The sequence below is a fragment of the Alicyclobacillus tolerans genome, assembly GCF_048984885.1.
GTDB classification, from domain to species: Bacteria; Bacillota; Bacilli; order Alicyclobacillales; family Alicyclobacillaceae; genus Alicyclobacillus_I; species Alicyclobacillus_I tolerans.
This window is the reverse complement of the sequence record NZ_JBMGNK010000002.1, coordinates 1,497,562-1,511,376: the sequence shown is the minus strand read 5'-3', so window position 1 is coordinate 1,511,376 and position 13,815 is coordinate 1,497,562. Positions and strand designations below refer to the sequence as shown.

At 42.2% G+C, this 13,815-nt stretch carries 14 protein-coding genes and 1 riboswitch; of the genes, 1 reads left to right on the top strand and 13 read right to left on the bottom strand.

Features of this window, described 5'->3' with window-relative positions:
- Positions 1–200: 200 nt before the first annotated feature.
- The 4 genes from dprA to ACOJUR_RS07425 form a co-directional block, all read right to left on the bottom strand.
- On the bottom strand, positions 201–1,274 hold the full coding sequence (gene dprA, locus ACOJUR_RS07440) for a DNA-processing protein DprA (RefSeq protein ID WP_420949624.1): 1,074 nt from the start codon (positions 1,272–1,274) through the stop codon (positions 201–203).
- 115 nt (positions 1,275–1,389) lie between these two features.
- Positions 1,390–2,295, bottom strand: a complete 906-nt coding sequence (sucD, locus tag ACOJUR_RS07435) for a succinate--CoA ligase subunit alpha (protein ID WP_420949623.1) — start codon at positions 2,293–2,295, stop codon at positions 1,390–1,392.
- Between the two features lie 12 nt (positions 2,296–2,307).
- On the bottom strand, positions 2,308–3,462 hold the full coding sequence (sucC, locus tag ACOJUR_RS07430; RefSeq protein WP_072874134.1) for an ADP-forming succinate--CoA ligase subunit beta: 1,155 nt from the start codon (positions 3,460–3,462) through the stop codon (positions 2,308–2,310).
- Positions 3,463–3,702: 240 nt separating this feature from the next.
- Positions 3,703–4,086, bottom strand: a complete 384-nt coding sequence (locus ACOJUR_RS07425; protein WP_203114337.1) for a hypothetical protein — start codon at positions 4,084–4,086, stop codon at positions 3,703–3,705.
- A 197-nt stretch (positions 4,087–4,283) separates the two neighbouring features.
- Here ACOJUR_RS07425 and ACOJUR_RS07420 point away from each other — a divergent pair, with 197 nt between their 5' ends.
- Positions 4,284–5,720, top strand: a complete 1,437-nt coding sequence (locus ACOJUR_RS07420) for a YifB family Mg chelatase-like AAA ATPase (protein WP_420950520.1) — start codon at positions 4,284–4,286, stop codon at positions 5,718–5,720.
- Between the two features lie 51 nt (positions 5,721–5,771).
- On the opposite strand, the gene ACOJUR_RS07415 is transcribed toward ACOJUR_RS07420, so the two are convergent.
- The 9 genes from ACOJUR_RS07415 to ACOJUR_RS07375 form a co-directional block, all read right to left on the bottom strand.
- Positions 5,772–6,149 (bottom strand): YraN family protein, encoded by a 378-nt coding sequence (locus ACOJUR_RS07415; protein WP_072874137.1) that lies wholly within the window; start codon positions 6,147–6,149, stop codon positions 5,772–5,774.
- On the bottom strand, positions 6,133–6,390 hold the full coding sequence (locus ACOJUR_RS07410; protein ID WP_072874138.1) for an EscU/YscU/HrcU family type III secretion system export apparatus switch protein: 258 nt from the start codon (positions 6,388–6,390) through the stop codon (positions 6,133–6,135). The genes ACOJUR_RS07415 and ACOJUR_RS07410 overlap by 17 nt, the downstream gene beginning before the upstream one ends.
- Positions 6,387–7,304, bottom strand: coding sequence for a hypothetical protein (locus ACOJUR_RS07405; protein ID WP_072874139.1), 918 nt, complete (start codon positions 7,302–7,304; stop codon positions 6,387–6,389). The genes ACOJUR_RS07410 and ACOJUR_RS07405 overlap by 4 nt, the downstream gene beginning before the upstream one ends.
- Before the next feature lie 6 nt (positions 7,305–7,310).
- The gene (locus ACOJUR_RS07400; protein ID WP_420949622.1) at positions 7,311–7,949 is read right to left on the bottom strand and encodes a ribonuclease HII; all 639 of its coding nucleotides are present in this window, start codon (positions 7,947–7,949) and stop codon (positions 7,311–7,313) included.
- Between the two features lie 158 nt (positions 7,950–8,107).
- A complete protein-coding gene (gene ylqF, locus ACOJUR_RS07395) occupies positions 8,108–8,998 on the bottom strand; it encodes a ribosome biogenesis GTPase YlqF (RefSeq protein ID WP_420949621.1) in 891 nt (296 codons plus the stop codon).
- Between the two features lie 159 nt (positions 8,999–9,157).
- The gene (gene rplS, locus ACOJUR_RS07390) at positions 9,158–9,499 is read right to left on the bottom strand and encodes a 50S ribosomal protein L19 (RefSeq protein WP_072874142.1); all 342 of its coding nucleotides are present in this window, start codon (positions 9,497–9,499) and stop codon (positions 9,158–9,160) included.
- A 438-nt stretch (positions 9,500–9,937) separates the two neighbouring features.
- Positions 9,938–10,071, bottom strand: a riboswitch (cyclic di-AMP (ydaO/yuaA leader).
- Positions 10,072–10,132: 61 nt separating this feature from the next.
- Entirely contained in the window at positions 10,133–10,885 is a 753-nt protein-coding gene (locus tag ACOJUR_RS07385; RefSeq protein ID WP_420949620.1) for a hypothetical protein, read from the bottom strand.
- Positions 10,872–12,536 (bottom strand): hypothetical protein, encoded by a 1,665-nt coding sequence (locus ACOJUR_RS07380; RefSeq protein ID WP_072874144.1) that lies wholly within the window; start codon positions 12,534–12,536, stop codon positions 10,872–10,874. The genes ACOJUR_RS07385 and ACOJUR_RS07380 overlap by 14 nt, the downstream gene beginning before the upstream one ends.
- Positions 12,514–13,800 (bottom strand): O-antigen ligase family protein, encoded by a 1,287-nt coding sequence (locus tag ACOJUR_RS07375; RefSeq protein ID WP_420950519.1) that lies wholly within the window; start codon positions 13,798–13,800, stop codon positions 12,514–12,516. The genes ACOJUR_RS07380 and ACOJUR_RS07375 overlap by 23 nt, the downstream gene beginning before the upstream one ends.
- Positions 13,801–13,815 lie beyond the last annotated feature (15 nt).

The following is a 13,815-nucleotide window of genomic DNA, read 5'->3' as shown; positions in this document are numbered from 1 at the left end:
GTATCTGCAAAAATGACTAAAGTAGCATCTTTTATAAATCTAAGACAAAACACGAAAATGTATTTTACTAGATAGATGGATAGTAACCTATTTTATTGAAAATTCTTGAGCGTCTTGGTTCACCCATATTATCATCCGAGGAAAATTGTTTGCAAACGCATTCTACTGAACTGATTCACCAAATCACGTCATCCATTGATTTACTGAATATTTTTCCGAATGAATCTTCCTCCAGGGAGACGTTCCACCCACCCAGACAATTCCGTTTCGAGCAGTATGGCATAAATACTCTCTTTTGGCCAACGGAGAATCCTCATCAGTTCATCTATGCCAAGCGGTTCCTCTAGTTGTTGAAGAAGGATTTTCCAATTTTCTGGTAACGAATGAAGACTGCTCTTGTTCTTTTCTATGCCCATTTCGAGCAAAAATTCTTCAGGATGAATCAGTGGTTTAGCTCCATCATATAATAATTGGTTACTTCCTTGACAATGCACACTCGTAATGGGTCCCGGAACCGCATAAACTTCTCTGCCAAGATTGAGTGCTAATTCAGCAGTTGTCAACGCTCCAGAATGATGTCCTGCTTGCACTACAATCAGGCTTTCCGAGAGAGCTGCTAATATCCTATTGCGTTCAATAAATTGATATTTCTTCACCCTTACATTGGGTGCGTATTCGGAGACACAAAGCCCCTCTTCACTTATCTTTTTTTGAAGACTGGAATGCGTTACGGGATAGGAGATATTTAAACCCGAAGCCAGTACAGCAATAGTTTTGCCCGGACCTTGCAAAGCCGCTTGATGAGCTTCACCATCTATTCCTAATGCCATCCCAGAAACAACAGTAATATGTGCGAAAGAAAGCACACCAGAAATCCATCGACACGCTTCTAGTCCATATGGAGATGCTCTGCGTGTGCCAACCACACCAACATTTTTTTGATTTAAAAGTTTTTTGTTTCCTTGATAGAATAGCCATATAGGAGGCGAGGAGAGATTGAGGAGACGCATAGGATAATCCCTGCTAACTTTACAAATAAAACCAATATTTTGTTTCTGTAGCTTTTCCTCAATCTTTTCGATTTCTATGCTCCTTCTCCAGAAACACCATTTTTCCAATTTGTATGAATATCGAGGTATGAGAGATTGAAGTTCTTGTATATCTGCTCGCCATAGATAGGTGACATCCGGAACTTGCTCCAGCCAATGACGAGTTGTACTTGGCATTAAGAAAGGAGCACAGGCAAGTCCTAGATACATTTGACTTACATCCAATTCTCTATCCCCTCCTCAAGGTTTTATCTTGTCCCTGCTAATATTTTTTGTCGATAATAAAAAAGAGAATTCTACTCCTTAAAGTAGAATTCTCAAAAAATATCGATATAGTTCATTAACGTTTTATTTTACAGCGCTCCAACAATCCCTTCTCTTCCAATACCGAGTAGAGCGTAGAACCCATCTCCGACGGTGTAGGAGCAACACGAATTCCACATGATTCCATAGTTTTAATTTTTGATTCCGCTGTACCACTGCCTCCAGAAATAATTGCACCAGCATGCCCCATACGGCGTCCAGGAGGTGCAGTTGCACCTGCAATAAAGCCTACTACAGGTTTGGTCATGTGATCACGAACAAATTCAGCGGCCTGCTCTTCAGCTGTACCACCAATTTCACCAATCATAATCACAGCTTCCGTATCGGGATCGGCCTCAAACATTTTCAAGACATCAATAAAATTCGTTCCGTTTACCGGATCGCCACCAATACCCACTGCAGTAGATTGTCCAATATCACGCACTGTCAATTGATACACTGCTTCATAGGTAAGTGTTCCACTGCGAGAAACAACGCCTACTTTTCCAGGTGTGTGAATATATCCTGGCATAATACCAATTTTGCATTCTCCAGGAGTGATAACACCAGGACAATTAGGACCAATTAAACGAGTATGACGCCCTTCCATAAAGCGTTTAACTTTAACCATATCCAGTACAGGAATCCCCTCGGTAATACAAATCACCAAGTCTAGCTCAGCATCAACCGCTTCCATAATAGCGTCAGCCGCAAACGCAGGCGGTACATAAATTACAGAAGCATTAGCGCCCGTTTCACGCACAGCTTCAATGACCGTATTAAACACAGGGATTCCTTCAACAGTGCTTCCACCTTTTCCTGGAGTCACACCGCCTACCATTTGAGTACCATATTCAATAGCCTGTTGAGTATGAAATAAACCTTGCGAGCCGGTAATGCCTTGCGTAATAACGCGTGTATTTTTATTCACTAAAATACTCATTCGGTTTCCTCCTTAAACCAGAGCAACCATCTTCTGAGCTGCATCGGCCAACGAATCGGCAGCAACAATATTCAGCCCGGATTCGTTCAAAATTTTCTTACCCAACTCTACATTTGTCCCTTCCAAACGCACAACCAACGGTTTATCAAGACCAATTTGTCTAGCTGCTGCTACCACACCATTGGCAATAATGTCACATTTCATAATCCCGCCAAAGATATTGACCAAAATCCCTTTGACCTTACTGTCGGATAAAATAATTTTAAATGCTTCTGTAACCTTTTCTTCACTTGCTCCGCCGCCAACATCCAAGAAATTGGCAGGTTCCCCACCATAGTATTTAATGGTATCCATAGTAGCCATGGCCAACCCAGCGCCATTTACCATGCAACCAATATTGCCATCTAAAGCAATATAGGAAAGTCCAAATTTAGAAGCTTCCGTCTCTTTGGGATCTTCCTCATCTAAATCGCGCAGCTCCTGAATCTCAGGATGGCGATACAAGGCATTATCATCAAAATTCAACTTTGCATCTAGCGCCATAATCTGCCCATCCCCTGTTTCAACCAAGGGATTGATTTCTGCAATTGAACAATCTTTATCCACAAATGCGTGATAAAGAGCGGTCATAAATTTGACGGCTTTATTAACCAACTCGTTAGGAATACCAATAGAAAATGCCAAATTTCTTGCTTGATAGGGATTGAGTCCCGTTGCCGGATCGACCGTTTCTCTAAAGATTTTTTCCGGTGTCTTAGCGGCCACTTCCTCAATTTCCATACCGCCTTCTGCCGAAGCCATCATGACAACGCGTCCACTTGCACGATCGAGAACCACGCCTATGTAGTACTCTTTTTTGATATCGGTCAATTGCTCAATCAATAATCTTTTGACCACCTTGCCAGTTGGTCCCGTCTGATGGGTAACGAGTACCTTCCCCAACAACTCTGAAGCATGAGCCTTGACCTCATCTAAAGATTTGGCCAGTTTGACGCCCCCTGCTTTACCGCGTCCTCCCGCATGAATCTGAGCTTTTACGACTGCTTTCCCACCAAGCGCTTTGGCGGCCTCTACTGCTTCTTCCACTGTAAAAGCGACACTACCCTGTGGAACAGCAACGCCATACTTGGCGAGCACAGCTTTCGCTTGATACTCGTGAATGTTCACTCTCCACGGCCTCCTTAACATTCAAACAAAGCGCGCGCTGAACTGATGTCAGTGTTTGTTCAGCACACGTCCAACCTCTAGCATAGAACAGCAAAAAAGGAATTACAACTTTCCGATCACGATGTCTGTGAATCCAATGAAAAAAGCTGCACTAAAGGCAGCTTACATGGTATTTTTCAAGAACAAAACTTTTCTGACCGAGCCATCTTGTTCCATGAGTAGTTACCCAGTTAACCAATCTTACAACTGATGCGCCTGAACAAGCGAAACAATATAGCCGAGTAACATACAAAGGGCAAGTACAGCAAAAGAACGGGATGATGAACGGGCAGTATGAATAAAAGAAAGCCAGAATGCTGGAATAAAACCAATACTGGCGAAAAAAATAGCTAATATGACCCAGCGTTCAGCATGAGGTAGGACAAAAAAAGTTGCGATAGAACATATAGCAGAAATGGCGCAACAGAGATATGCAAGAAGCGTAAGGACAAAAGGTAATTTTAAATACGATTCTCGCCAAGTGGTAAGACGTCGCTTTTGACGAAATGTTCGCAAATCCACCACTTGGCTGCGTTGACCCTCTGCTTGCCTCGATTTAGCCGTTTTCTTGTTGGGCTCTTGCATAAGCTCACCTCGCTGCACCAATATTGTTGCTCTGATGGTATCTCTCCGGTGTCTTTCTTGCAATAGTTATTCTGGATAATTTGAAACTATCCGTTACATGATGGCAAACCATTGCACTTTTGATATATGAAATATACACAGAGTGTAGACAGAATTCACAAAGTCCATATATCGGTTGTGGAGGTTAACCCAAATTGATGGGAAAAACGTATAGTGCAGTTTTAGATGGAATTGATAGTTTACCGGTAGAAGTAGAAGCAGATGTATCCAGAGGATTACCTTCCTTTCAAATTGTTGGGCTACCAGACTCAACTGTGAGTGAGTCTAAAGCCAGAATCCGTTCTGCTATTAAAAACTCCGGAATTGAATTTCCCAACAAAAGAATTACTGTCAACCTCAGTCCTGCTGGAATTCGTAAACGCGGGGCAGGTTTAGATCTGGCCATTGCTTTGGCTATTTTGCAAGCAGCAGGACATGTTGAACATTTCCCTCAAAAAACAGCCTGGATTGCTGAACTAGCTTTAACAGGTGAACTTCGACCTGTACCTGCCGCATTGAGGTTGACACAAGCTTTTTGCATTGATGAGTGGCATCATGTTGTTGTTTCTAAACATCAGCATGATGCAGAGTGGTTACCAAATCCAAAAATTTGGCTATCCGCCGACAACTTGCGGCAAATATTAGCATGGTTTCAAGAAAAAATCCAACTCTCTAGCCCGGATGTACTTGCTCCAATTCAATCTTTTTCATCAAATAATGATTTTTCACACATTCACGGATTGGATTGGGCGAAAAGAGGCTTGGAGATTGCTGCTTCCGGCAGAATGCATACCTTGCTGATCGGGCCACCGGGCAGCGGTAAAACAACATTAGCACAGCAAGCAGTCTCTATTTTCCCTTCATTGTCTATGTCACAAGCTCAGGAAGTCATATCAATTCACAGAGCCTATTCACGCGAGATTAACAATTCACTTATGGCACCTGTAGTTCAGCCCCACCATTCATGTTCTGTGGCTGCTATGATTGGTGGAGGCAAACCTATTTATCCTGGAGAAGCCACTTTTGCACACCATGGGATTCTGATTCTAGATGAATTGCTTGAATTTCCCTCAACAACCTTGCAAGCTCTTCGCGAGCCTCTAGTTGAAGGGACCATTCGTTTAGCCAGAGGAAATGGAGTTAAATTGCTACCAGCCCAATTTACACTGATTGCAACTACTAATCCTTGTCCGTGCGGAGAGTATGGATTTGGAGAATGTTCTTGTACTTCTCAACAACGAGAGAAATATTGGAAAGCGGTACGTGGTCCGCTTTTAGACAGATTTGATCTGTGTATCAGTGTAGGACGTCAAACATATAAAGAAAATGATGCGTATACTATAGAAACCTCCAAAACCATTCAAAAACGAATTGTTAAAGCCAGGGAATTACTTGATAAAAACATACAAATACCCTGGGAGAAAACTACCAAGAAGCTTTTAGACAAATGGGCCGAGCAACTGCGTTTTTCTTATCGAGCCGTCCTCAGTGTTCAAAAAGTAGCCCATATAATCGCATTACTTGAGCAAAGTTCAAGTATACATCACTCCATTCTTGAAGAAGCTATTTCCTATCGCAATACTTCCATAAGGTGAAGCAAAGAAACTTAAATGTAGACCAGTCTATGACAGCACATACTACAAGAATCAATTTTCATAGGTAAAATGTGAAAAAGATATAACTTCTTCTCGATACATGACAATATCAATCCAATCCAACTGGATTTCAGGAAACTCAATAGAGTTGAACATAGGTTGCTCGTGGACCAAATAATATTGCAACAGCTTGAACATTCTTTTAATTTTCTGGGTAGTAGCCGCTTCATTGCTATAACCCATAGTTAACGATGCACTTCTGGTTTTAACTTCTATGGCAATGATTTTATTGGATTTTTGTGCTATGATATCCAATTCACCGAAAGAACATCTCCAATTATGAGATAAAATATGCCATCCCAAGGTTCGTTTGACATATTCCCTAGCCAAACGCTCGCCTTTCTGTCCTAATTCACGATTCCCGCTCATTGGCAAATAAATAGGCCAAAATATGAGCCACTGGCTCATATAATTCCTCAGGAATAACATCATCAATTTCTAATTTCAATAATGAATGAACTAATTTTTCATCTTCCCAAATCGGCACATGGTTTTGATGTGCGGAGTCTATTATTGCTTGAGCGACTTGTTCAACGCCTTTAGCCAGCACGCGCGGAGCAGCATCAACTTGTTGGCGGTATCTTAACGCCACTGCCTTTTTGACTTTCACTCTGCATCACCCGGTTTTTCAAAGTGATAAGACCATTGTTTCAGTTCCCATCCCAACGGTTGTAAAATATTTTTAACCACCGCGCCTAGCGATTGAATTTTCTTCAAAAATTTCTCATGTCCAGTTTCGATATGAACAAATAAAAGAGGTTGTAAGCTTGTAATATGCATCACCACCGGCTGTCGCTCATAGACAAGGTTAAGCACCATATGATGCATAATCTTTCCACCCACTGCTAACTTTGTCTGTCGTTTCGCACGCCATGGGAAAACTCTTGCTCGTTGGCTAGAATGCGTAGAATAGGAAAGGAGACCTGCGCCATTCCGTTCAAATGGATTAACCACCACTGCAGATGAAAAACGATTCAACAAGATTTCTTTACGAATAGGGAGTACCCATGGAGATTTCATATCGTCCAAATTCAGTTTGGCAAAGGAAATAAACTGGGCTAGTCCATCTCTTGTACGAATAAACGAAAAACGGTTCTCTCTGATTTGCGGTTTGTCCATTATACCTGTTCGCACTAATTTTTCCATATCATTTTGACTCACCAATTGCTCTACCATAGACCAATAACGTTCAATCATGGGATGAATAATTTGTTCCAGACTACCACTTTTTTGGTCACTCGCATTTTCCGCTGAGGCTATACTCCCTGCCATCCAGTCAAGGATAACTTTTCTCCAGCCCCATTCGGCTTGCTGAATCTCTCGGCTTTTCCAAAATTGTGCCGGCCAATCATGCAACGTATTCGATTCAGGTTCATTAAGAGCTTGAATTGAAGTCGCTTGATGCAAGGTTGCTGGATTTTTTGTTCTTTCAGCTATCGTACGACTTTCAGTAGAAATTTTGGCAGATGGTTGAGTTGATGAAATATTGGAAGACGGTGATGTGGGATGAGATATTTTATTCACAGAAAGTCATCCTTCGCGATTTCTCATTATCGTTTGAACAGGAGAAAAAGATTGACGATGATGGGGCGTAATACCATAAATATTCATAGAATCAAGATGTTGAGAAGTGCCGTAACCCACATTATTTTCCCAATCATAGAAAGGGTATTCCTTTGAAAGATTTTTCATGTAACGATCTCTCCATTCCTTCGCCACAATAGAAGCGGCACCAATGGATAAGCATCGTATATCCCCTTTAATAACGGACAGAGTTAGTGAGTTCACTCTGTTTTGTAAACTATCATTTCCATCTACCAATACCCAGTCTGGTGTCCATTTTAACCCTTGAACAGCCCGTTGCATAGCTAATAAACTAGCTTGACGTATATTCAAATGGTCAATTTCTTGTACACTAGCCGCCCCTACTGAAATATCGAGAGCAATTTCCTGAATTTTCTCCAGTAAAACCTCTCTTTTTTTGGCGGTCAACTTTTTCGAATCTGTGATACTCTGAAGTTCTGCTATTGGAACATCTGGAGAAAAAATAACAGCTGCTGCAACAACAGGCCCCGCTAAACACCCCCTACCTACTTCGTCTACTCCTGCAAGTAAAACTTGTTTTGAACCTACAAGCCAACGTTCCATTTGCCAAGAACGAACCAGCATGTACACCACCTTTGATTTTCAAACTTTATCCTTTCAATAAAAAGCAATTTTGCCATATCAACTTAGCAACCGTTTAACATTGAAAAGACACTGCTTATTCTATCGAGATCATCAATAATAATCTATCCGTTAATGGCTGATTCATTCTACTCAGCACTCTATTCTTCCCCGTGTACCCATTCAAAAGACACTCTGCCCAGTTTACCCGTCTGCAGCTCACGAAGTAGAGACTCTGCCATACGTTCTAAATCCGGACGCGCACCAGACATTAACATGCCTTTCATACGGGTCATTTTTTCAAACAAATCTAAAAACGCTTCCGCTCCTTCAGGTTCATCGAGAGAATATGAAGCATAGGAGCGCGCTTCAATTTGCCATCGTTCTTCAACCAGATGCGGGTAATATCGAATTAAGAATTGTAGTGCATGTAACGCCAAATCTACATGATCTAAAATTTCTGGTTTTATAGCCCCACTCATAGCCAAGAGATACCCATCTTCAGGGGAATCTATTTTGGGCCAAAGCACTCCAGGGGTATCCAGCAATTCAATGCTACCTATACGTACCCACTGCTGGGCTTTTGTAATTCCCGGACGATCACCTGTTTTTACAGCAGAACGTTTAGCCAATCTATTGATTAACGATGATTTGCCCACATTGGGTATACCCACCACCATAGTACGCAGAGGACGTGGTCGCATGCCCCGACGCGCTTCCCGTTCGCGTTTAGCCTTAGCTGCCATTTCTAAAGCAGGAATAATCCGCTGTACTTGACTACCCGTTTGCGCATCGACAGCTATAGCTGAAATACCTTGATGTTCAAATTTCTGCAACCATTGCTTCGTTTGGCTTTCATCTGCCAGATCCTTGCGAGTCATCACAAGCAAGCGTGGCCGTGCTCCAATTAAATCTTTCAGCAAAGGGTTGGAACTGGCCATTGGCAATCTCGCATCGACTAACTCAATAATTGCATCAACCATTTTTATGGAAGCTTGAATTTCCCGACGTGCTTTGGCCATATGTCCAGGAAACCACTGAATCGTTTGCAATATCTTTTCACTTCCATCACATATAATTTTCTGTTGAAATCAGATCCGATAAACTACCACAGATGAAACGTATACTGAAATACTAAAACTAAGAAAGGGCCACCCGGCCCTTTCTTAACGCATTTACTTTTACTAACGCAAATCAGCGTACGGCTTAAACTAGCGAATTTCTTTAATGCGTGCAGCCTTGCCAGACAATCCACGCAAATAGTACAACTTCGCTCGACGAACTTTACCGCGACGCATAACTTCAATCTTTTCTACCTTTGGAGAGTGTAATGGAAATGTTCTTTCTACACCAACACCATAAGATATTTTGCGCACAGTATAGGTAGCACTGATGGCTGAACCACGACGCCGAATGACCACGCCTTCAAAAACCTGAATACGCTCACGCTGACCTTCACGAACTTTCACGTGCACACGCAACGTGTCTCCCGGGCGGAAACTAGGAATATCTGTACGTAATTGTTCCCGCGCTACTTCTTGAAGTAAATTCATCTAGGATTTTCCTCCCTTACCTTCGACGTTCATGCTTGTTTGCAAGCAGCGGACCGTCGAGATCACGCGCGATAATATACCATATAAATTCATCAAGGTCAATTTTTTAAAAATTTCACCTAATATAAAATGGTACAATAGAACAGGTAGTCGTACGACTACCTGTTCAAAATGCATGTATTAAGATGGAGACGTGCGAGTAGAAAACTTTACTTTTAGCTTTTTGTCTTCGTCCAGCATTTTAGAGACTGAATTCCGTGCTTGCTGCGAGGAACGCATCTTCCTCAAATGATGCAAAATCTCCATATCTCGCTCCCACTGTGGGAGCTCTGCATGTTTGTTCATGCTTACCAACTCCCCGATGGAAAAGTCCATCGCGGCATTCCTAAAAAGAAGCATTTCTTAAAAGTTACAATTGACGATTACTCGCCACCATTGTAAAACTGCCCGCAACGCTTACGGAGTTAGCTGACGGGTTCGGGAGCAGGCATTCCCTACATCAGTGAAAGACTGATGATTCACCCCTGTGATTGGGTTCTCCGCTTCTCTTAGGAATTCAGCGACGGCATACTTTATTATATGCCTCTTTGCTTGTTTTGCCAACTGATGAGCATATCTGAAATGATATAAACTCTAATCTTTGAATTGTTTTACAAGTGACAAAGGAATGTTTACCTTGGCGTATTTTTTATTCAGGTTAAACAGAATGGTGTCTGTAGAAATTTGTATAGGTCCCACTTCCGATATAGAACCCACCGAACTCGTTTCTACTTCACGAATTTGACCACTGCGTTTTCCGACCATGACCGTCATTAAAACATGCGAACTGGCTGGAAACACTTCTCCCGCATCCCATGTGGCTAATTTTTCCACATCCACACCAGGGACAATCATGGTGAACACCCAGCAATACTCGTCTACCACATATTGTTGAGGCTGCAGATACACAGGCGTTCCCATCTTCTCTACACCTTCTAGCACTTTAGCATACGTTTGAAATACATCGGGGCTTGGCAAAGGATCAGAAGGTGTCCAGTGACCATTGACAAACGAGAATGCGGACTGCCCTTGCTGAAAAAATTGAATATTCGTGTCTCCCTCATGTACACCTAACGAAACTTCATTTGGTTTTTCAACTGAACCATAGACGGTAAATGATGGATTTATAGAATTATCAACTAAATTAACACTAGCCTTAATTTGATATTGATGAAGTTGAAGCCCCTTGTGAATAGCCGTCTGAATGATGGGCCATGCTTCAGCATCCGTTTTCGCTAAAGAAATGGGTGGCACTTGATTTAAGGTGGTCAGAGGTTTTGGCGAACATCCAACCAGTCCAAAACAACCAAGCAATGCAGCTACAATCCATAGCTTATTGGACTTCATCTGCTTTCACCCGCTTTCTTCTGTCATTCAAGCGCAGTCCCCAGCCAATGAGACCAATGATTATAAAAATACCAATAGAGACTGGGAGTACTGGCGTATACGAACGTTGAATGATTAAATATTCACCCGTTCCGTATATTGAAAGAGCTAAATCAACCTTACCTGGTTGCCAATGAACAGGCTCTACATTGACAACGTTGGTTCGATATACACGCCAATTTCGATAAAGTTGATGATCTCGATATAGATAAGAAGAGAAATATCGAGTTGGCACGTCTCTCATCGCACTTGGATCATCCGTGATAATTTCAGGTGCTCGATTTCCAACAGAAGGTAATACAGCTTCAAAACGCAACGAGGAACCAAGGGGAGCCTCATATACTGTACGAAACTGTCCTGCACTATTGACCGACAAAATATAGGCTCTTTGAGCGTTGACAAAAATAGCATCTGGTCCACCCTTGGTAAGCGGACCAATCACAATATCATGCGGTAGTGATTGTGTCAACGAAGCATGGAAGCTAGCTACTACTTTATTTTGAGTTAAACTGACAATTTGCAGTAAATTGGCTCCTTCGAGCAATACCTGATTGGCGCCTGGTCGAGTAAATGAGCCTTCACCAAGAATAATTTGCGTTTTGACTGGAACTTGCACTGTATGACCTTGCCAACTTCCGGTCAAAAGTCCTCCTTGAATCTGCAAGGGTGGATTTGCAGGTGTAACATTTGCGTCAGATAATAATTGATTCCATTGCTCTTGATCTTGCTCCCAGGTTTGTGCAGCCAAAGCCAGAAAATTGCCTGAATAACTGGCTGGTTCTAAACCTAATGCTGCGGCGCTGGCAGGTGAAACTGGAGCCGTCAAATACATAATGGCATGTTGATTGACAATCTTCCAATGTGAAACTGACAAGGGGAATGTAGGCGCCACCAAATTCCAAAGTGAAACTTGAGCTAAATCACTCAACGGTAGCGGTTTAACTACTGCTTTGCCGTGATCCGAAAGTATTTCCATTAACTCATACTCGTGTTGAGCGGTCTGTAAAAGATTATACAGAGAGTCAGGCTTACTTGTAGCTTGACTAGCTAAATCACTAAGTTCTGCATTGCTAGGTAATACACGATTGAAAGTGACAAGTGCAGGTCCTTGCGGAGTTGAAATGGTCGACCAAGGCAATGCAGGAATATCTCCAGGAATCAAACTCATTTTTCCATATTTTACGATCTTAAAATGTGTCAAAAACGGCCATTCACTGTAGGGAAGCCATAGATTCACCAGCAAAATTGCAGCCGCAGAAACCAGTACGGTCTTCCAACCTGCTTTCGTAAACCATATAGCCAAAATACACAATCCCAGAAGCATGATGACAGTAAAAAGCACACGCAACCCTGTAGGATAAAAGGATACGCTTGAAATTCCTTGACCAAGCAAAAGAGCAAACAGCGTGAAAGTAATCCATTTTTTGCGCGATTGGATGCGAATAGTTGTCAGCCAGAGCACAATAATCACGATGACAGCCAGTACGCCAAGCAAAGCAAAATCTTCAACCAATGGTTTAACAACCCAAAGATTCATAGCATTGACAAACAGCGCCCAAAGCAGATAGACAATCCAAAGCCATCGACGACTACGCTTCAATGTTTTGTCCATCTTGCACCTCCTTGCCAAACCGCCCATATCCCCAAATCAGTAAGAGAGTTAAAAAAGCAAAATACAGAGCTGTCATGGGATTGTATTCCCATACATTTTCTGTGAAATTATGAATCACAACCGCTAAAATACCTGCAAATCCTCCAATAGCTAAAAACTTATCTCGTCCCCAAGCTGCTTTGGCAACTTTTTTATACAGCTCATAAAGAAGGGAAAGTTGCATACCAGCAAACAGAACAAGCCCCACCAATCCAGATTCGCCCAATGTCTTTGCGTAGTAATTATCGGAGTAGATTCCACCTCGATAAGTTGCAGCAACTTGTCCTCCGTAATGGCCTAAGCCTGCGCCAAAAAGAGGATTTGCCGCCATATGATCAAACGCCGTTAACCAACGGGCAATGCGGCCTGCTTCAGCTGATTTAAGAAAATAGACCGGTGAGAACAAATCAGCAAATCGATGATGTATAGATGGTAGAAAGAATGCCACAACACCTACGACTAAAAGAATCAGTAACAATCTCCGCTCAAAAATGAGCGCGGTAATCAACAATGACAACGCAAAAGCTAACCAAGCTCCTCGTGTATAGCTGAAGAGTAACGAAGCTAGACAAAAGACAGCGCCAAGAATATAAAACATTTTTCTCCAGCGATTGGTTTCACGAATAGCTAAGCTGATTAAAAGTGGTGAAGTCATAGCTGTAAATGCGCCCATTTCATTCGGACTCTGTAATACAGAAAAGACACGGGTACGAACATGTTCGTTGACGTCATTAAACGCTTGGGGGACCGGAGCTTTGGTGACATACTGATAAATTCCATTTGCTCCAATTAGAACAGCGGTAGAAGCAAGAACATGAAGTAACTTTGGCACATCTTCTTCATCGACAACAAAAGGCATTAAAAAAGTATAGAGCATGTAATAAATGTCATCCCGCAACCCTTGAACAGCAAGAATAGGTTGTCCAATATTAGAAAACATCATAGCGAAGCAGAATAGAATGTACCAGCCGGCAAATTTTTGCCAGAGAAATAATTTGGGTTTTTCGCCTGCCAACCAACGTCGCAATGCTACAACAGCTAATATGAGTAGCACTACGACATCCCAAATAACACCAATGGGATGGATATGCGGTAGACGCAATGCATAATCGACAATGGGATACGCCATGTATAATACCATGGCGTATCTAGCAACGCGGTGATGCTTGAGACCTAACCTGGCATGGCGCGGAAGATGTGATTGATCGCGCTCAGACTCCTGCATTAACAAAGAATTCAC